Origin of the sequence: Pseudomonas batumici (genome assembly GCF_000820515.1) — a bacterium.
In the GTDB taxonomy this organism is placed as follows: domain Bacteria; phylum Pseudomonadota; class Gammaproteobacteria; order Pseudomonadales; family Pseudomonadaceae; genus Aquipseudomonas; species Aquipseudomonas batumici.
This window is the reverse complement of record NZ_JXDG01000021.1, coordinates 62,117-81,137: the sequence shown is the minus strand read 5'-3', so window position 1 is coordinate 81,137 and position 19,021 is coordinate 62,117. Positions and strand designations below refer to the sequence as shown.

13 protein-coding genes are annotated in these 19,021 nt (G+C 61.2%); 7 read left to right on the top strand and 6 right to left on the bottom strand.

The genetic code is table 11. The annotated features are described in order from the left end of the window. Positions 1 to 21: 21 nt before the first annotated feature. On the bottom strand, positions 22 to 378 hold the full coding sequence (locus UCMB321_RS10180; protein ID WP_040066048.1) for a hypothetical protein: 357 nt from the start codon (positions 376 to 378) through the stop codon (positions 22 to 24). A gap of 194 nt (positions 379 to 572) precedes the next feature. Here UCMB321_RS10180 and UCMB321_RS10175 point away from each other — a divergent pair, with 194 nt between their 5' ends. The 3 genes from UCMB321_RS10175 to UCMB321_RS10165 all read left to right on the top strand — a co-directional run bounded on the left by UCMB321_RS10175 (position 573) and on the right by UCMB321_RS10165 (position 11,920). Then, the gene (locus tag UCMB321_RS10175; protein WP_040066046.1) at positions 573 to 1,331 is read left to right on the top strand and encodes a CDP-diacylglycerol diphosphatase; all 759 of its coding nucleotides are present in this window, start codon (positions 573 to 575) and stop codon (positions 1,329 to 1,331) included. Between the two features lie 393 nt (positions 1,332 to 1,724). Further along, positions 1,725 to 6,584: an NAD-glutamate dehydrogenase gene (locus tag UCMB321_RS10170; RefSeq protein ID WP_040066043.1), complete on the top strand. Its 4,860-nt coding sequence runs from the start codon at positions 1,725 to 1,727 to the stop codon at positions 6,582 to 6,584. A 350-nt stretch (positions 6,585 to 6,934) separates the two neighbouring features. Then, positions 6,935 to 11,920 carry a dermonecrotic toxin domain-containing protein gene (locus UCMB321_RS10165; RefSeq protein WP_167337435.1) on the top strand — a complete coding sequence of 1,662 codons (4,986 nt, stop codon included), beginning with the start codon at positions 6,935 to 6,937 and terminating at the stop codon, positions 11,918 to 11,920. Positions 11,921 to 11,983: 63 nt separating this feature from the next. Here the strand turns inward: UCMB321_RS10165 and UCMB321_RS10160 are convergent, their stop codons facing one another. Both UCMB321_RS10160 and pcrP read right to left on the bottom strand, forming a co-directional pair. Then, entirely contained in the window at positions 11,984 to 12,241 is a 258-nt protein-coding gene (locus UCMB321_RS10160) for a DUF4404 family protein (RefSeq protein WP_040066040.1), read from the bottom strand. Positions 12,242 to 12,366: 125 nt separating this feature from the next. Then, positions 12,367 to 12,978 (bottom strand): HAD superfamily inactivated hydrolase PcrP, encoded by a 612-nt coding sequence (pcrP, locus tag UCMB321_RS10155; protein ID WP_040066037.1) that lies wholly within the window; start codon positions 12,976 to 12,978, stop codon positions 12,367 to 12,369. Between the two features lie 196 nt (positions 12,979 to 13,174). On the opposite strand from pcrP, the gene UCMB321_RS10150 reads away from it, so the two are divergent. Beyond that, positions 13,175 to 13,861, top strand: a complete 687-nt coding sequence (locus tag UCMB321_RS10150) for an MlaA family lipoprotein (RefSeq protein WP_040066034.1) — start codon at positions 13,175 to 13,177, stop codon at positions 13,859 to 13,861. 184 nt (positions 13,862 to 14,045) lie between these two features. Here UCMB321_RS10150 and UCMB321_RS10145 read toward each other — a convergent pair whose 3' ends face one another. Continuing rightward, positions 14,046 to 14,342, bottom strand: a complete 297-nt coding sequence (locus UCMB321_RS10145) for a PilZ domain-containing protein (RefSeq protein ID WP_040066031.1) — start codon at positions 14,340 to 14,342, stop codon at positions 14,046 to 14,048. Between the two features lie 275 nt (positions 14,343 to 14,617). On the opposite strand from UCMB321_RS10145, the gene rssB reads away from it, so the two are divergent. Beyond that, positions 14,618 to 15,799, top strand: coding sequence for a two-component system response regulator RssB (gene rssB / locus UCMB321_RS10140; RefSeq protein WP_040066028.1), 1,182 nt, complete (start codon positions 14,618 to 14,620; stop codon positions 15,797 to 15,799). Further along, positions 15,799 to 16,281, top strand: a complete 483-nt coding sequence (gene rssC, locus UCMB321_RS10135; protein ID WP_040066027.1) for an anti-sigma factor antagonist RssC — start codon at positions 15,799 to 15,801, stop codon at positions 16,279 to 16,281. Before rssB ends, rssC begins: the two co-directional genes overlap by 1 nt. Before the next feature lie 220 nt (positions 16,282 to 16,501). On the opposite strand, the gene dusA is transcribed toward rssC, so the two are convergent. Then, positions 16,502 to 17,512, bottom strand: a complete 1,011-nt coding sequence (gene dusA, locus UCMB321_RS10130) for a tRNA dihydrouridine(20/20a) synthase DusA (RefSeq protein ID WP_040066025.1) — start codon at positions 17,510 to 17,512, stop codon at positions 16,502 to 16,504. A gap of 103 nt (positions 17,513 to 17,615) precedes the next feature. Between dusA and UCMB321_RS10125 the strand changes: the two genes are divergently transcribed. Further along, on the top strand, positions 17,616 to 18,767 hold the full coding sequence (locus UCMB321_RS10125; RefSeq protein WP_040066023.1) for a site-specific integrase: 1,152 nt from the start codon (positions 17,616 to 17,618) through the stop codon (positions 18,765 to 18,767). On the opposite strand, the gene UCMB321_RS10120 is transcribed toward UCMB321_RS10125, so the two are convergent. After that, positions 18,742 to 19,017: a pyocin activator PrtN family protein gene (locus UCMB321_RS10120; RefSeq protein ID WP_040066020.1), complete on the bottom strand. Its 276-nt coding sequence runs from the start codon at positions 19,015 to 19,017 to the stop codon at positions 18,742 to 18,744. The two genes, UCMB321_RS10125 and UCMB321_RS10120, sit on opposite strands and share 26 nt — an antisense overlap. Positions 19,018 to 19,021 lie beyond the last annotated feature (4 nt).

Sequence of the window (19,021 nt, the reverse complement as noted above, 5' to 3'; positions counted from 1 at the left end):
CGGTCCTTGCGGGGGGGGCTGTCAGCCGAGTTCGCTGACGTAGGTGCCGATGCCCTTGAGAATGTTCTGCAGGGTTTGCTCGACTTCCGCGAGATCGCCCGCAGCGGTGCCGTGAAGGATCTCCAGATGGTCACTGCCATTGAGTGCGTCGGCGTCGGTCGCGGCGATTTCGATCAGCAGGCGGGTGGCGCTCAGGGTGGCTTTCACGCCGTCCAGGGTGGAGGGTTCGCCGTCGAGGGTGATTTCCAGCTCGTCCTCGTCGGGGTAGCGGCTCATCAGGAACATCTCGCCCTTGTCGCTATGGCAACAGAGCATGGCCATGTTGTCTTCTTCGTCGTCGCAGGGGTTGGCGATGAGGTGGGCGGTGGTCAGTTGCATGAAGTGAGGTCCTGTTGGAGTAAGGCCGGTGTGATTCTGCCAGCCTGGCGGCTATTGTGCATGCGCGGCGCGGTTTGAGTCTTCGAGCCGCGTTGATTCAAGTTGAAACACATTCTGCGCCCGTCAGACATAAAAGTAGCGGGAACCTTGGTTTATGTTGTGACAGTTTTTATTTCTTCTTACAGGAAAGTTGTATGGCCAAATGGTTGAAAGTCCTGGCGCTGCTATTGCTCGCCGTGGTGCTGTCGGGGGCGTCCTGGCTGGTCTGGGGGCGCGGCAATGGCAGCGCGCTCTGGCAGATCGTTAGCCAGCAATGCGTGCCTCATCAGCAGGATAAACAGGATCCCGCGCCTTGCCTGGTGGTGGACCTGGAGCAGCATTATGCCCTGCTCAAGGATCGCCAGGGCCCCCTGCATGACCTGACCATCCCGACGGACAGGGTGACGGGGATCGAGAGTCCACTGCTGCTCGAGGGTAATTCGTACGCGTTTTTCGCCAATGCCTGGCAGCAACGGGAGCGTCTGTCCGCCGAGGCGGGCAAGCCGATCAGCGATGAGTTCCTGTCGTTGGCCATCAACTCCCGGTATGGCCGTTCCCAGGGGCAGCTGCATATCCATCTCGCCTGCTTGCGTCCCGAGGTGCACAAGCTGTTGGCGGAACACGCCGCACAGGTGACCCAGGCCTGGCAGCCACTGGGCGTGAAGTTGAACGGGCATGAGTACCTGGCCAAACGCCTGGACGGCAAGGACTTGGTGCAGGAAAACCCGTTCAAGCTGTTGGGTCAGTATGTTCGGCAGCAAGGCGACAGCATGTCCCGCTATGGCCTGGCATTGGTGGTGGCGCCCGGCGGCGACCTGCTGTTGCTGGCGAACCGTGTGAGCGTCGGCGATTTCAACTTCGGCTCCGCCGGCGAAATCCAGGACTACGGCTGTGCGTTGGTGAATAACCCATAGAGGGGCGTGGCAGCCGGGTGGTCGTCCACCCGGCTGGGAGCGAGAGGCTGCTGCCTTCCCGGGGGGGCAGGATAATAGCTGTTTTTTCCGTATTTTCTGTTGCGCTACCTAGCTATGTCCGAATATGTCGCAGCGTTGCAAGCAGCGGCATTCGCGCACTCGTTAAGCTGCGCAACGGAGAGTCGCCCTCGAAAATACAGCCTGTGCATCCGGCCGTTGTCGTCCTGTGCGACTATCTTGAACGTGAATGTGACCCCTGGGTCGCGGCCAGCTTCATCAACCTGTCACTCTGTACTGCCCAGCTTCACCCTGCAGAGTGATGCAGGTCCCCCTTTTCGGGGAAGAAAACGCGACGCTTTTCTCTATATAACAAGCCCAAGCGGAGTACCACAGATGGCGTTCTTCACCGCAGCCAGCAAAGCCGACTTCCAGCACCAACTGCAGGCGGCACTGGCGCAGCACATCAACGAACAGGCACTGCCACAAGTGGCGCTGTTCGCTGAACAGTTCTTCGGCATCATTTCCCTGGACGAGCTGACCCAGCGCCGGCTCTCCGATCTGGCCGGCTGCACCCTTTCGGCCTGGCGTCTGCTGGAGCGTTTCGACCACACCCAGCCACAGGTGCGCGCCTACAACCCGGATTATGAACGCCATGGCTGGCAGTCGACCCACACCGCCGTCGAGGTCCTGCACCCCGACCTGCCGTTCCTGGTCGACTCGGTCCGCACTGAACTGAACCGCCGCGGTTACAGTATCCACACCCTGCAAACCACCGTGCTGAGCGTGCGCCGCGGCAGCAAGGGCGAGTTGCTGGAAATCCTGCCCAAGGGCACCCAGGGCGAGGGGGTCGAGAAAGAATCCCTGATGTACCTGGAAATCGATCGCAGCGCCAACGCCGCCGAACTGAGCGTGCTGTCCAAGGAGCTGGAGCAGGTCCTGACGGAAGTGCGGATTGCCGTCGCCGACTTCGAACCGATGAAGGCCAAGGTCCAGGACCTGCTGGCCGGTATCGATGCCAGCCAGTTCGCCATCGACCCGGAAGAAAAGGCCGAGATCAAGACCTTCCTGCAGTGGCTGGTGAACAACCATTTCACCTTCCTCGGCTACGAAGAGTTCGTGGTCCGTGACGAGAAGGACGGCGGCCATATCGAATATGACGCCCAATCCTTCCTCGGCCTGACCAAATTGCTGCGCGCCGGCCTGACCCCCGACGACACCCGCATCGAAGACTACGCCGTCAACTACCTGCGCGAACCGACGCCGCTGTCGTTCGCCAAGGCCGCACTGCCGAGCCGCGTGCACCGCAATGCCTACCCGGACTATGTCTCGATCCGCCAGATCGACGCCGACGGCAAGGTCATCAAGGAATGCCGCTTCATGGGCCTCTACACCTCTTCGGTGTACGGCGAAAGCGTGCGGGTGATCCCTTACATCAGCCGCAAGGTCACCGAGATCGAGCGCCGTTCGGGCTTCCAGGCCAAGGCCCACCTGGGCAAGGAACTGGCCCAGGTCCTCGAAGTACTGCCCCGCGACGATCTGTTCCAGACCCCGGTGGACGAGCTGTTCAACACCGTGATGTCGATCGTGCAGATCCAGGAACGCAACAAGATCCGCGTGTTCCTGCGCAAGGACCCGTACGGCCGCTTCTGCTACTGCCTGGCCTACGTGCCGCGTGACATCTACTCCACCGAAGTGCGGCAGAAGATCCAGCAAGTGCTGATGGAGCGCCTGAAGGCCACCGACTGCGAGTTCTGGACCTTCTTCTCCGAATCCGTGCTGGCCCGTGTGCAACTGATCCTGCGGGTCGACCCGAAGAACCGCCTCGATATCGACCCGCTGCAACTGGAAAACGAAGTGATCCAGGCCTGCCGCAGCTGGCAGGACGACTACAAGAGCCTGGTGGTCGAAGGCTTCGGCGAGGCCCAGGGCACCAACGTGCTGGCGGACTTCCCGAAAGGCTTCCCGGCCGGCTACCGCGAGCGCTTCGCCGCGCACTCGGCCGTGGTCGACATGCAGCACCTGCTGAGCCTGAGCGACAGCAATCCGCTGGTGATGAGCTTCTACCAGCCGCTGGGCCAGGTGTCCGGCCAGCGCGAGCTGCACTGCAAGCTGTATCACGCCGACACGCCGCTGGCGCTGTCCGACGTCCTGCCGATCCTGGAAAACCTCGGCCTGCGCGTGCTGGGCGAGTTCCCGTATCACCTGCGTCACCACAACGGTCGCGAGTTCTGGATCCATGACTTCGCCTTCACCGCCGCCGAAGGCCTGGACCTGGATATCCAGCAGCTCAACGACACCCTGCAGGACGCGTTCGTCCACATCGTCCGTGGCGATGCCGAGAACGATGCGTTCAACCGCCTGGTGCTGACCGCCGGCCTGCCATGGCGCGACGTGGCGCTGCTGCGTGCCTACGCCCGTTACCTGAAGCAGATCCGCCTGGGCTTCGACCTGGGTTACATCGCCAGCACCCTGAACAACCACACCGACATCGCCCGCGAGTTGACCCGGTTGTTCAAGACCCGTTTCTACCTGGCCCGCAAGCTGAGCGTCGAAGACCTCGACGACAAGCAGCTGCGCCTGGAGCAAGCGATCCTGACCGCCCTGGACGACGTCCAGGTCCTGAACGAAGACCGCATCCTGCGTCGCTACCTTGACCTGATCAAGGCGACCCTGCGGACCAACTTCTACCAGACCGACGCCAACGGCCAGAACAAGTCGTACTTCAGCTTCAAGTTCAACCCGCACGCGATTCCCGAGTTGCCCAAGCCGGTACCGAAGTTCGAAATCTTCGTCTACTCGCCACGGGTCGAGGGCGTGCACCTGCGTTTCGGCAACGTCGCCCGTGGCGGCCTGCGCTGGTCGGACCGCGAGGAAGACTTCCGCACCGAAGTCCTGGGCCTGGTAAAAGCCCAGCAAGTGAAGAACTCGGTGATCGTGCCGGTGGGTGCGAAGGGCGGCTTCCTGCCGCGTCGCCTGCCACTGGGCGGCAGCCGTGACGAGATCGCGGCCGAAGGCATCGCCTGCTATCGCATCTTCATCTCGGGCCTGTTGGACATCACCGACAACCTGAAGGACGGCGCCCTGGTGCCGCCAGCCAACGTCGTGCGTCATGACGACGATGACCCCTACCTGGTGGTGGCGGCGGACAAGGGCACCGCGACCTTCTCCGACATCGCCAACGGCATTGCCATCGACTACGGCTTCTGGCTCGGCGACGCCTTCGCCTCCGGCGGCTCGGCCGGTTACGACCACAAGAAGATGGGCATCACCGCCAAGGGCGCGTGGGTCGGCGTGCAACGTCACTTCCGCGAGCGTGGCATCAACGTCCAGGAAGACAGCATCACCGTGGTGGGCATCGGCGACATGGCCGGCGACGTGTTCGGCAACGGCCTGTTGATGTCCGACAAGCTCAAGCTGGTCGCGGCGTTCAACCACCTGCACATCTTCATCGACCCGAACCCTGAGCCGGCGAGCAGCTTCGCCGAGCGCCAGCGCCTGTTCGACCTGCCGCGTTCGGCCTGGTCGGATTACGACGCGAGCATCATGTCCGAGGGCGGCGGTATCTTCTCGCGCAGCGCGAAGAGCATCGCGATCTCCCCGCAGATGAAAGAGCGCTTCGACATCGAGGCCGACAAACTGACCCCGACCGAACTGCTCAATGCCTTGCTCAAGGCACCGGTGGACCTGTTGTGGAACGGCGGTATCGGTACCTACGTCAAGGCCAGCAGCGAAAGCCACGCCGATGTCGGCGACAAGGCCAACGACGCCCTGCGGGTGAACGGTAACGAACTGCGCTGCAAGGTGGTGGGCGAGGGCGGCAACCTGGGCATGACCCAGCTCGGTCGCGTCGAGTTCGGCCTGCATGGCGGCGGTTCCAACACCGACTTCATCGACAACGCCGGTGGCGTGGACTGCTCCGACCACGAAGTGAATATCAAGATCCTGCTCAACGAAGTGGTGCAGGCCGGCGATATGACCGAGAAGCAGCGTAACCAGCTGCTCGGCAGCATGACCGACGAAGTCGGCGGCCTGGTCCTGGGCAACAACTACAAGCAGACCCAGGCACTGTCCCTGGCGGCCCGTCGCGCAGTCGACCGGATCGCCGAGTACAAGCGCCTGATGAGCGACCTGGAAGGCCGTGGCAAGCTGGACCGTGCCATTGAGTTCCTGCCGTCGGAAGAGCAACTGGCCGAACGCGTCGCGGCGGGCCAGGGCCTGAGCCGTGCCGAGCTGTCGGTGTTGATCTCCTACAGCAAGATCGACCTCAAGGCGGCATTGCTCGAATCCAAGGTACCGGACGACGAGTACCTGACCCGTGACATGGAAACCGCGTTCCCACCGATGCTGGTGAGCAAGTTCGCCGAAGCCATGCGCCGTCACCGCCTCAAGCGCGAGATCGTCAGCACCCAGATCGCCAACGACCTGGTCAACCACATGGGCATCACCTTCGTGCAGCGCCTGAAGGAGTCCACCGGCATGAGCCCGGCGAACGTGGCCGGCGCCTATGTGATCGTGCGTGACATCTTCCACCTCCCGCACTGGTTCCGTCAGATCGAAGCCCTGGACTACAAGGTTTCGGCCGAGACCCAGTTGGCGCTGATGGACGAACTGATGCGCCTGGGCCGTCGCGCCACGCGCTGGTTCCTGCGCAGCCGCCGCAACGAGCAGGATGCTGCCCGTGACGTGGCGCACTTCGGTCCGCACCTGGCGGCGTTGGGCCTCAAGCTCGACGAACTGCTGGAAGGTCCGACCCGTGAAGTCTGGCAGGCTCGTTACCAGGCCTACGTCAAGGCCGGTGTGCCGGAGTTGCTGGCGCGCATGGTGGCGGGTACCACGCACCTGTACACCCTGTTGCCGATCATCGAAGCCGCCGACGTCACCGGTCACGACGCCGCCGAAGTGGCCAAGGCCTACTTCGCGGTGGGCAGTGCGCTGGACCTGACCTGGTACTCCCAGCAAATCAGCGACCTGCGCGTGGCCAACAACTGGCAGGCCCAGGCCCGCGAAGCCTTCCGTGACGATGTGGACTGGCAGCAGCGCGCGATCACCATCTCGGTGCTGAAACTGGTCGACGCGCCACAAGACATGGAAGCCCGCGTGGCCCTGTGGCTTGAGCGCAACGCGAGCATGGCCGAGCGCTGGCGTGCGATGCTGGTGGAAATCCGTGCCGCCAGCGGCACTGACTACGCCATGTATGCGGTGGCCAACCGTGAGCTGATGGACCTGGCGTTGAGCGGTCAATCAGGGCTCTGATAGCCTGAAGCAAGTGGTAACCCAAAAGCCCCGGCTCGTGAGAGTCGGGGCTTTTTAGTGGGCGCCTGATCGTGGCGGTACAAGCGTGTTTGCGATTTTATAACGAGGATGCGATCAATCGAAAAGCCGTTCACTGGATAAGCTGTTGAAGGGCGTTAATAGATATATCATGGGTGGGTAATATAGATGGAAAGATAGAAGAAGTGATTGGTTATTTGAACTTTTTATCGGCTGAGTGAGGAATAGTATAAGGGGATTGAGGTTATTCAAGGTTTTTGGAAATGGCTGTTTTTGCGCTTGAAACATCGGATGTTGCAGTGGCTCTCGAGGGGGAAGAATATTATGCGCTGGTGGCAAGTCGACTGCCGGATTGGCTGAAGGCTGCGCCCTTCGAAACCCGTAGTTCCTACGCGGACAACATGCGTCGCCATCAGGCCAGCAAGGCCGACCTGAACGTTTATCTACAGGGCTTGCAGAGCCCGGAGGCGTTTGCCGCACCGCGCCTGCAACAGGCCCTGGACGAGGAGTTCGGCACGGGCTTGGATGTGTTTCAGGACCAGCTCAGGCATGTTCATATACTGGCGGCAGAAACACTCTCCACACCCTATCAGCAAAGACTCACGCAACAGACGTTGTTACAGGCCGCCTTGCAGAATTTCGAGGAAAGTGAAACGAATTACTTTGGCTTCGATCGAGGCTCGCAGATACTTCGCAAGAGTCAAGGTGTCTTGCTCAAGGCATTGACGCCACGGGCGTTTGCCCGGTTATGCCGTGATCTGGATCTGGGCGGGAAATATAAAGAACATATTGAGTCCTTTCTGTTGCGCAAGACGGCTTCCGGACAACGCGATGATGAGTTTCGTCGATTGTTCATCGCCCACGAGATTTCCGAATTGGCGCTCCAGGCCGATATTGCCGTGATGAAAGGGCATATCGACGACTCGGCTTACCGGATGCTCAAGCAGTGGGTCGGCGGAAACGCCAGCCCTCTCTGGAGCCTGCATGCCGTGCAGTTTCATGAGATCAAGATGCTCGATGTGCGTATTCCCGAAAGCGGCTATCGAGGTGCCTTGCTCAAGGGCGTACTGCTGATCCGTTTCGACGTCCCGACCACCCGTGAGCCTTGTCCTTGTCTGGTGTACCTGTCCGGTGATTCCGAGCAGGCGCTCAAGCAGTATTCGTCCCTGGCGGCATTCGAGGATGAGCTCAGGCGCAGGCTGCGCAATCAGGGGTATCAGCACGTATTTCGGCGCTACCTCCATTTGCGCACTCAACCGGTGTTTTTCACCGCGCTGAATGAACGCCTGAATCCCTTGAATGCCGAGACGCGCCGGCGTGTGCCCGATGAACGGGCGCGCTTGCAACTCCAGCTCGCCCGAATAACGGGAGATCCCTTCGTCGAGCTCTATGTGCAGCACACCGACAAGATGCTCGATGATGCCCGGATGCTGGCGGTGTCGACGGATGCGGAGGACAAGAAGACCCGTAGCGCTCGCTGGCATTCCTTTCTGGATTGGGGCGTCAACCTGCTGTTTTTCCTGCCGGGACTTGGCGAGGCGATGCTGGCGGTGGCCGCTGCCCAGATGCTTGTCCAACTCTACGAGGGGATCGAGGAGTGGGAACACGGCGACCAGAAGCAGGCCGTGCTGGTCTTTCTCGGCGTGGTGCTGAACCTGGAGCTTGGGGCCTTCATGCAGGTCCTGGCGCGCGACGCCGAAGCGGCGGCTTTTATTGACACACTCAAGCGGGTCAAGCTGCCGGACGGCGGCATCCGGTTATGGAAAGCCGACCTGGCGCCCTATCGACATCGGCCGGCCCTGCCCGAGGGGCTCAAGCCTGACGAGTCAGGACTGCACGCGCGCAATGGCAGTACCTACCTGGATCTGGACGGGGGCTATTACAAACTCAGCCCCAGTCGCGTCAGCCATGAATACCGCGCCGAGCATCCAACCCGGACGACCTATGCGCCGTTGTTCAGCCATAACGGCTCAGGCGCCTGGATGCATGAGTTGGAGGCGCCGTTGCAGTGGGATGCGCTCAAGCTGTTCAAGCGCCTGGGGCCCGACCTGGCAGGCTTTTCCCCGGAGCAGGCGACTCGCATCATGACCATCAGTGGCGTGGAGGCCGATCAGTTGCGTCCGGTGTACCTGGACCAGATGAGCCGACCCGCGCTGCTGAGCGATACGCTGGAGCGCTTCCGGGTCGATGCGGATATCCAGCGGTTTATCGAGACCGGCACGACCAATGGTGGTGTTGTCGATTGGCGTATCCAGGAGCAGTTGCTGGAGGCCTTGTGGCCGCCCACCAAGGTCTTGCGGTTCGTCAATGGCGAAGGGCGAGTGTTGAAGGAATACGGCCCGGTGGATAACGCGCAGTTGCCGGTGGTGATCGTCACCGAAGCCCAGATACATGACGCCGAACTGCTCGACGTGGTGTTGCAGGGGCTTGACCAGAACGAGGTCGATGCATTGCTCGGGCGCCAGGCGGGTGAGGCGCGGTTGACCCACGCGGAACAACTGGCGGCGCTGAACAAGCGGCTTGCCGCCGAGGCGCGGAACCAGCGCAGTGCGCTGTTCGAGGCCTATTACGAATTTCGTACCCGTTCCCGAAATGCCTTTGTTGCCTTGATCAAGCAAGACTTTCCCAGCTTGCCGACGGCGATTGCCGATGAGTTGGCCAGTGCGGCCAGCGGGTATGAGGTTGAGTCGCTGAAAGCGGGGAGGGTGCCGTTGCGGCTGGCGGAAGAACGTCGCTGGTATTTGCAACAGGTACGTATCGCGCGGGCCTATGAAGGGCTTTTCCTCGAATCGTCGGTCAGCCTGGATGCCGACCGGTTGTTCCTGCATTCACTGGAAAATCTGCCGGGCTGGTCGAAAAACCTGCGCATCGAGCTGTATGAGCCTTCCGAACTGGCACCGGGCGGGCGACGCCTGGTCGACAGTGTGGGGGCGACCTCATCCGAAGCTCCCCTGGCGTTGGTGCGCAAGTCGGGGGGCTATGAGATCGAAGGGCAGGACCTGCCGGGCAACCTCCAGGTGACGCTATTGCGTGCTCTGCCGGATAACCAGCTCCGGGCACTCGGCTTCTCGCGTACAACCCGCCCGGAGCTGTTCAAGCAGGCGGTGGTGAACCGCCTGATGCTGTCGCGTGCGCGCGTTCGCGCGTTGCTGAACATGCAAGCGATCAAGCCCGGATTCAAGTCGCCCATGCGTTTGAGCGATGGCCGATTCGGTTATCCGCTCGGTGGCGGGGGGAGCAAGGAGGCCGTGTCGCCGAGCCATTTGCGGCTGCTGGTGGACAAGCTTTATCCCGGTAAGGACCTGGAGACGGTTCGACAGTTCCTGTCGCTTGAAGGGCAGGATGACAAGGCATTCCTGAAGGCCCTGAAGAAGCAGCAGGACCAGTACCAGAAGCTGAAACTGATGCTCGAATACTGGCGCATCGACAGTGAGTATGAGCATGGCAGTGGTGGTGTCGGTAATTGGCTGGTCAACAGGGCTTCCAAGTCACGTGTCGTGAACCGGATCAGAAAGTGCTGGCGCCGGGAGTCGCAGCCCGTGCTCGATGCCAATGGCCAACCGCTGGGGTATGAGCTGGACCTTTCAAGGGAGCACCTGCTGAAGTTGCCTGAACTGGAAGAGGGCAGTTTCGAGCATGTGATCTCATTGAAGTTGACCCTGGTCGGACGTCGGGAGCGCCGAGACTTCGAGGCCTTTCTCAAGCATTTTCCCAAGTTGCGTGAGTTGCATATCACGGGGGGCAGGCTTACGCGGTTGCCCTCAAGCATTGGCGCGATGGCTGAGCTGCGCAGGTTGCAGCTCAACGGCAACCGGATCGCCTGGACCCCGTTACTGGGGCAGCAATTGCGCAGTATGGCGCACCTGAGGCAACTGAACCTGGATGGCAACCCTCTGGGGCTGTTCGATGCCAGGGGCATGCCCCAACTGCAAGGGCTCCAGCTGCAGCGTACCGGATTGTCCGCCTGGCCGACCGGGGTACTGGAACTGCTCGATCTGATGGTGCTGGATTTGCAATGCAACCAATTGACCACCATCCCCTGGAGCTTTTATAGCCTGAGCAGTCTCAGGATGAGAACGGTATTGCTTTACGGTAATCCGTTCGATAGTACGACGCGCTATATGATTTCCCAGTTCATTGATCGCCCGTCGATACGTTTCGCCCTGCCGGAGGACACGCAAGTCCCGGAACAGGGGGTGCCGACGCTGACGCCTGTCGTGGAAAACTGGCTGGACAGCAGCTTTTCGATTACGGAGCAGGAGAGCAAAAGGGCGCTGTGGAGCCTGGTGGCTGATGAGCCGGGGAGCGAAACCTTCCTGGAGTCGATTGCCGCGCTGCGTTACTCGGCGGACTATCGCGTCGAATACCGCGGGCAGTTGATCCGACGCGTCTGGCGAATGATCGAGGCGGCGGCTGCCGACACCGGGCTGCGTCAGGCCCTGTTCGACTGGACGACCGACCTGGAAACCTGTGCCGATGGTTTTACCGAGGTGTTCACCCGGTTGGGCGGCGAGGTATTGCTCCACGAGGCGGATCAACTGGCGGGCAATGCCAGGGAGGCGGCGTACCTGGCCTTGGCCCGGGGGCGCTCGCGGCTGGCGCGACTGAACGATATCTCCAAAGTCGAAGCCGCCAGGCAAGAGATTGTCAGGGCCGCCCACATTGGGGACGCCAGGGCGCAGGCCATCGCGGCGGCGGGTGAGCGTGGCCTGGGCGAGACCGAAATCGAGGCGGCAGGGCGTGCGGCTGCCGAGGCCGCGGATGAACGCTGGCCCCATGTCGATGAAGTCGAGATCTACCTGGCCTACCGTGTCGATCTTGCTGAGCGCCTGGCACTCCCTTGGCAACCTTTGTCCATGCTGTATCGGGGGGCCAGCAATGTCACCCGGGATATGACCCGGGAAGCGGGTGATCGAGTCCTGGCGGCCGAGGCCGTGCCCGGCAAACAGGTCGAGCTGCTGCTTGAGCGACCGGTCTGGAGGGATTACCTGAAGACCCTGCCCGAGACGCAGCGCCATGCGGCCGTTGCACAGGAGCAGTTGCAAACCCTGGAAGAATTGCGTGAGGCGCTGGAAGCGCTGGCACGGCAGCCGCAAGCTTCGCCGCAGGAAATCGCTAGCTGGACCACGACGGTGCAGCAGGGGGCGAGTGCCTTGGGGATCGCCGAGGCGGACATTCCCGTTGGCCGGGAAATGAACGATACGGTCTATGAGCAGGCGCTCGAAGTGATCGATCGTGAACGAAAAGCCGGGGAAGTGCGGATTACCCAGGAAGCGCTGGACCGTGCGCAGCAGGTGCCCGGGAGTTCAGACCTGTGAAGCCCGCCCCTTGAAAACAGCCTCTGCTGTGTTGGATAGGGGCGGGTCGGTGCGTAGGCCTGTTCAGATTCCGATATTGCCCAGGGTCTGCACGATATTGCGCAAGGTCACGGCGATGGCGGGGTGTTCGAGTTCGAAGCGCTCCACGGCGAGGTTGACGCCGTCCGCCAGGCTGGCGGTCGAAGTTTCCAGCTTGATCTGGGCCTCGATCTGCTGCATCAGCACTTGCAGGTGTTCACGCTCTTCCAGTGACAGGGGTGGACTCTGCTCCAGTTGCTCGCGCAGGGTATTGAGTTGGTCTTGCAGTTCGCGGGCAGGCATTGTGGTACTCCCTCTTTGGATAGTCTCTGACACATAGACCGCCATCCGGCGATAAAAGTCTGTGCCTGACTGTCAGAGTAATCCACTCCTGCGCGGCCTGCATGACCTCGATCAAGATCGCCGCGTCAGGGCTTCTCGCCCTTGAGCCGGCGCAGGGCGATGTCGTCCAGGCAGGTCGCCAGTTCGCCCAGGTGATCGATCACCGAGTGCACGCCTAGGCTGAACAGCTCCACGGTGGCCTTGGCGCGTTTCCTTTCCCGCTCCTTTTGCGGCAGCGCCTGCCACTCCACGGGCGAGAGGCCGCACAAGGGGCCGCAGGAGGCCAGGCCGATGGTCCACAACCCGGCATTCAGGCCCGATTGCAGCAGGCGCGGTTCGCCGCTGACCAGCACGCAGCCCTCCAGTTGCTGCACGCCAAGCGTCATCAGCGCGTGCCAGCAGGCATTGGGGGCCGGCCATTGGGCGCCGTTGGCGGGGGGGAGCGAGGCTTTGACCCAGCTCGGCAGGGTTGCGGCGAGCGGTTGGCTGACCGCGTGGGGTAATTCATCCAGCCAGGCGCAAGGCACGCCACGTTGCTGCAATCCTTGCAGTATTTCCAGCGCACCCGGTGTCGCGTGGTTGTGCTCGTCCGGGTCCAGGTGAGGGCGGGCGCGGGCGCCGAAATCCACCAGGCAACCGCTCAGGCCGAAGAGCAGGGCGGTGGGCGCGGGCAGCGGTACGGCAGCGGTCAATGGCATGGTAACGTCCCTGAAATGACTCCGCAGGCTAAGACACTGCCATGACAGTTGGATGACGGGGAGCCCCTCTCGCCTAATCGGTAATTCTTCGCAGGACTTGTGCCGAGCGTACTGCCTAATCGAGGTTATCCGCTTTATACTGCCCGCTTTTCGAGGGCGCGGTACCCAACCCCGTCTTATCCAAGGAGTTCTTTTTATGTGCTGGATCGAACGTCTAGCTCAACTGTCTCTGTGTGCCAGTGTTGCGCTGGTGCCATTTGCCGCACAGGCGGCAGACGAAGATCCGTGGGAGAGCGTCAACCGTCCCATCTTCAAGTTCAACGACGTGCTGGATACCTACGCGCTGAAACCCCTGGCCCAGGGCTACCAGACAGTGACGCCGCAGTTCCTGGTGGACGGCATCCACAACATGTTCCTCAACATCGGTGATGTGAAAAACCTGGCCAACGACGTGCTTCAGCTCAAGCCCCAGGCGGCCGGTGTGGACACCTCGCGGATATTCTTCAACACCATCTTCGGTGTCGCCGGTTTCTTCGATGTCGGCACCAAAATGGGGCTGCAGCGCAACGACGAAGACTTCGGCCAGACCCTGGCACACTGGGGCGTGGGCAGCGGTCCGTACGTGGTTATCCCGTTCTTCGGCCCGAGCACCTTGCGTGACGCGCCGTCCAAGTACATCGACACCTACACCCAACCGTATCGCTACATGAACGACATTCCGGCGCGCAACATTGCGTTCGGCGCGGACATCATCGATACCCGCACCAGCCTGCTGTCGAGCGAGAAGCTGATCACCGGCGACAAATACATCTTCATCCGCAACGCCTACCTGCAGAACCGTGAGTTCAAGATCAAGGGCGGCAAGGTCGAAGACGATTTTTAGTTTTTTCCGGGCTAATGAAAAAGGCGACCTCAAGAGGTCGCCTTTTTTATGCCTGAACACCTACAAACCTGTAGGAGCCAGCTTGCTGCGGGCGGCGTTCCGACGATGAACGATAACGCGGTCTGCCTGCCATACCGCAGCGCCTGCATCGCCAGCAAGCCGGCTCCTACAGGTGGCGGTGACCTCAGGTCATCTTGAGTATCTGCAACCCCAGCCGCTGTCCACCGTTGTCGTCGCGGGCCCAGACCACTTCGGTCTCGGCCTCCAGCCCCCTGAGGGCCGGGTGGTCGGAATCGATGCGCACCAGCAACTGGTCTCCGGCCTTGAAGGCACGGGGTGCGGCGACCTGCATGCCGCTGCCCGACAGGTCCAGGCAGGTCGCGCTGATCTCCAGCCCCGCGTGGATCAGCGTGACATCGGCGTCGACGCGCATACGGATGTAGTCACGCTTTTCACTGTAGTCTTGATCGGTTCGGCTCATGGGCGCAGTCCTTCAATTCCGTTGTGGTTTGCACTGTTCTTATAACTCCCGGTGATTTGAGGTGTAAAGACGTCAAGCGACCATCGGCATGAGCTTGAAACGCCCGTCGGATGGGAGTACCGTCTGCGCCTTAGAAGGGCACCTCTGATACCGATGCACCGGACGTGATCGTCCGACCGTTCGAGACAGAGAGGCTAGAAAGCGAATCCAGTAGTACGAGTCGGGCATGTCGCCTTGCTGTCTACGCCAACCTAATTCTGGCGCCGTTTGCCCACATGCAGAAAACCAGTGCCACGCTGCTGATAATTGATGACGACGAAGTAGTGCGTGCAAGCCTTGCGGCCTACTTGGAAGACAGCGGATTCAGCGTCCTGCAGGCCGGCAATGGCTTGCAGGGGCTTGAGGTATTCGAACAGTCCAAGCCCGACCTGGTGATCTGCGACCTGCGCATGCCCCAGATGGGCGGCCTTGAGCTGATTCGTCAGGTGACCGACCTTTCGCCGCAGACGCCGGTGATCGTGGTGTCCGGCGCGGGCGTCATGAATGACGCCGTCGAAGCGTTGCGCCTGGGCGCTGCTGACTACCTGATCAAGCCCCTTGAGGACCTCGCCGTCCTGGAGCACTCCGTGCGCCGGGCGCTGGATCGTGCGCGCCTGCTGCTGGAGAACCAGCGCTACCGCGAGAAGCTGGAAGCCGCCAACCGCGAGCTCGAAGCCAGCCTGCACCTGCTCCAGGAAGACCAGAACGCCGGTCGCCAGGTGCAGATGAACATGCTGCCGACCAGCCCGTGGAGCATCGACAACTTCCAGTTCGCGCACCAGATCATTCCGTCGTTGTACCTGTCGGGCGATTTCGTCGACTACTTCCGGGTCGATGAGCGCCGCGTGGCGTTCTACCTGGCGGATGTGTCCGGCCATGGTGCGTCCTCGGCGTTCGTCACCGTGCTGCTGAAGTTCATGACCACGCGCCTGCTGTTCGAATCCAAGCGCAACGGCACCCTGCCGGAGTTCACGCCTTCGCAGGTGCTGGGCCATATCAACCGCGGCCTGATCAACCTCAAGATGGGCAAGCACGTGACCATGGTCGGCGGCGTGATCGATGAAGAGACCGGGTTGCTGACCTACAGCATTGGCGGGCATTTGCCCTTGCCGGTGCTCTATACCCCGGACAGCGTCAGTTATCTGGAAGGCCGTGGTTTGCCGGTGGGCTTGTTCAACGAAGCCACCTATGAAGATCACATTCTGGAGTTGCCGCCGACGTTCAGCCTGACGCTGGTGTCAGATGGCATTCTGGACCTTTTGAAGCAAGATACACTCAAAGAGAAAGAGGCTGCTTTACCTGAATTGGTGAAAACAGCCGGGGGCAGCCTGGATGGCTTGCGCCAGGTCTTTGGATTGGCCACGCTAGGGGAGATGCCGGATGATATCGCCCTGTTAGTGTTGAGCAGGAACATTTGATGAGTACCGGTAGAATCCAGTTCGCCGAGCAGGATGGCACCTTCGTTCTGAAGTTTGTCGGTGAAGTTCGCCTGACCCTCTGTTCAGCGTTGGATGCAACAATTGAAAAGATCTTCACGGCGCTGAATTTCTCGGCCATCGTGATCGATCTGACCGAAACCCGCAGCATTGACAGCACCACGCTGGGCCTGCTGGCCAAGCTGTCGATCCTGTCGCGGCAGAAGGTCGGGCTGTTGCCGACCGTGGTCACCACCCACGACGACATCACCCGGCTGCTGGAGTCCATGGGCTTCGACCAGGTCTTCAACATCGTCAACCGGCCGATCCCGTGCCCGGAATGCCTGACCGACCTGCCGTCGCAGGACCAGTCGGAAGAGGTGGTGCGGGTCAAGGTGCTGGAAGCGCACAAGATCCTCATGGGCTTGAACGATTCGAACCGCGAAGCGTTTCACGACCTGGTGAATGCGCTGGAGCGCACCTGACCGCCTGACGCCGCGAGCACATGAAAAAGGGCGACACCTTGGCGGGTGTCGCCCTTTTTGCGCTGCTCTCGAAAACACCGCCGTTCTCTATTGTGGGAGCCGGTTTGCTGGCGATGAACGCCGCCCTTTGTGGGAGCGGAGCTTACCCGCGATGAACTCCGCCCTTTGTGGGAGCTGGCTTGCCAGCGATGAACGATAACGCGGTCCCTCGCCGGTCGCGTTACCGCCCCTCCAACAACTCCCCCGCCTGATCCAGCAGCGCCAGCGGATCCTTGGTTTTGTGAATATCCACCGACAATAACTGCCGAAACCGCCGCGCCCCCGGAAACCCGGTGCCCAGCCCCAGCACATGCCGGGTGATATGGTGCATGGCGCCCCCCTCGGCGATATGCGCGGCCACATAAGGCCGCAACTGCGCCAGCGCCTCGGCCCGTGAAATCGCTGGTGTGTCACTGCCGAACAACTGCCGATCCACCTCCGCCAGCAGATACGGGTTGTGATACGCCTCGCGGCCCAGCATCACCCCGTCGAAGGTCTGCAAATGCTCGTGGCACTGCTCCAGGGTCTTGATCCCGCCGTTGAGGATGATTTCCAGGGTCGGGAAGTCCCGCTTCAGCTGGGCGGCCACGTCATAGCGCAGCGGTGGAATATCGCGGTTTTCCTTGGGCGACAGGCCTTCCAGGATCGCAATCCGCGCATGCACGGTGAAACTGCCGCAACCGGCCCCGTGCACCTTGCCGACGAAATCGCAGAGTTCGGCGTAACTGTCCCGTCCGTTGATGCCGATGCGGTGTTTGACCGTGACCGGAATCGACACGGCGTCGCGCATGGCTTTCACGCAATCGGCCACCAGCTCGGGGTGCCCCATGAGGCAGGCGCCGATCATATTGTTCTGCACCCGGTCGCTGGGGCAGCCGACGTTGAGGTTCACCTCGTCGTAACCGGCCTCCTGGGCCAGGCGGGCGCAGGCGGCAAGGTCCGCGGGCACGCTGCCGCCCAGTTGCAGGGCCAGCGGGTGCTCGGCTTCGTCGTGACGCAGGAAACGCTCGTGATCACCGTGGAGCAGGGCGCCGGTGGTGACCATTTCGGTGTAGAGCAGGGTGTGCTTGGAGAGCAAGCGTAGGAAGAACCTGCAGTGGCGGTCAGTCCAATCCATCATGGGTGCAACGCTAAAGCGCCGAGACAGTGCGGGGCTTGATTCTGCTGGGCTAAAGCTCTGTTTTTGAACCATTTTACTCAACGTGTTTTCGGCGTGTTTTGGGGCGTTTTCAGGCGTTTTTTAGGTCTCGGTGGTACGATGTACCACTTCAAAACTGACGCGTACCACTTTCGATATGGCGACTATCAGGGCAAGAAAACTGGCGGATGGGACTGTGAGCTACACGGCTCAGATCCGCATCAAGCGCGACGGAGTGCAAGTCTACCAAGAGAGCCAGACCTTCGCCCGAAAACAGGCTGCCCAGGCTTGGGCCCGCAAGCGTGAATCAGAGCTGGATGAGCCTGGTGCGATCGAGCGGGCGAGCCGAAAGGGCGCCACGCTCAAAGAGATGATTGCTCGTTACCTGGTCGAGGTAGAGAAAGCACGGCCACTGGGCAAGACCAAACGCGCGACGCTGACTGCCATCGGCGAGACATACCTGGGCCAGTTGACCGATACGGACATCAATACTCAGTGTCTGGTCGACTTCGCTCTGTGGCGGATGAGCCCCGAGGGGGGAGGCGTCCAGCCGCAGACAGCCGGTAACGACCTGGCCCACCTCGGTGCCGTGCTTTCCATTGCCAAGGATGCCTGGGGCTATGAGGTTGATCCCCTGGCCATGGGCGGCGCACGGCGGGTATTACGCAAGCTCGGTTACAACCTGAAAAGTCGTGAGCGTGATCGTCGTCCGACGCTGGACGAGCTGGGGAAGGTTCTCAACCACTATCAGGATATGCAGGCTCGGCGTCCAAGCGTCATTAACATGATGAAGGTCGTGGGCTTCGCTCTGTTTTCTACGCGTCGTCTGGATGAAATAACCCGTATTCGCTGGTCGGACGTCGACGAGCCCGGTCAGCGAGTGCTGGTGCGCGACATGAAGAACCCCGGGCAGAAGATCGGCAACGATGTTTGGTGTTACCTGCCAGACGAGGCGTGGCAGATCCTCCAGACAATGCCAAAGGCCGGCGACGATATATTCCCTTACAGCCCCGAATCTATCTCCACGTCCTGGGCCAAAGCCTGCAAGTTTTTGAATATCGCGGATCTGCACTTCCATGACCTTCGCCACGATGGAGTCAGTCGCCTGTTTGAAATGGACTGGGATATCCCGCGTGTGGCGAGTGTTTCGGGGCACAGGGATTGGAATTCGTTGAGGCGCTACACCCACTTGCGCGGCAAGGGGGACCGTTACGTGGGGTGGGAGTGGCACGAAAAGATATTGAGGGCGCCCGTCCAACTGGGCGCCGCATCAATGAAGTGGCTCAATAGGCGTGTTTTAACCCGTTGATCTGGCTGTGCTCTTTAACAGCGGCGGCGCGCTGTACATCGAGGTAGGCGGCCAGGTCGGTGAGGTGGATGCCCTTAGCTGACTTCTGGCTCGGTTCCAGGCGGGTGATGGGCAGCTTGATCTGACCACTCATCACCTTGCGCTGGAACATGTCCGGAGTCAGGTGCGTGAAGTAATCCCGGCAAACCAGCTCCAGCGAGATAATCGCTTGGCCATCGTATTGGGCCATCAGGATGAAGGCGGTGTTCATGGCG

Excerpts from the sequence above, each read along its gene's own strand:
- UCMB321_RS10120 (WP_040066020.1), bottom strand. The coding sequence starts at position 19,017 with ATGAACACCGCCTTCATCCTGATGGCCCAATACGATGGCCAAGCGATT.
- UCMB321_RS10145 (WP_040066031.1), bottom strand. The coding sequence starts at position 14,342 with ATGAGCCGAACCGATCAAGACTACAGTGAAAAGCGTGACTACATCCGT.
- UCMB321_RS10125 (WP_040066023.1), top strand. The coding sequence starts at position 17,616 with ATGGCGACTATCAGGGCAAGAAAACTGGCGGATGGGACTGTGAGCTAC.
- rssC (WP_040066027.1), top strand. The coding sequence starts at position 15,799 with ATGAGTACCGGTAGAATCCAGTTCGCCGAGCAGGATGGCACCTTCGTT.
- UCMB321_RS10160 (WP_040066040.1), bottom strand. The coding sequence starts at position 12,241 with ATGCCTGCCCGCGAACTGCAAGACCAACTCAATACCCTGCGCGAGCAA.
- UCMB321_RS10180 (WP_040066048.1), bottom strand. The coding sequence starts at position 378 with ATGCAACTGACCACCGCCCACCTCATCGCCAACCCCTGCGACGACGAA.
- UCMB321_RS10170 (WP_040066043.1), top strand. The coding sequence starts at position 1,725 with ATGGCGTTCTTCACCGCAGCCAGCAAAGCCGACTTCCAGCACCAACTG.
- UCMB321_RS10150 (WP_040066034.1), top strand. The coding sequence starts at position 13,175 with ATGTGCTGGATCGAACGTCTAGCTCAACTGTCTCTGTGTGCCAGTGTT.
- pcrP (WP_040066037.1), bottom strand. The coding sequence starts at position 12,978 with ATGCCATTGACCGCTGCCGTACCGCTGCCCGCGCCCACCGCCCTGCTC.
- dusA (WP_040066025.1), bottom strand. The coding sequence starts at position 17,512 with ATGGTTCAAAAACAGAGCTTTAGCCCAGCAGAATCAAGCCCCGCACTG.
- rssB (WP_040066028.1), top strand. The coding sequence starts at position 14,618 with ATGCAGAAAACCAGTGCCACGCTGCTGATAATTGATGACGACGAAGTA.
- UCMB321_RS10175 (WP_040066046.1), top strand. The coding sequence starts at position 573 with ATGGCCAAATGGTTGAAAGTCCTGGCGCTGCTATTGCTCGCCGTGGTG.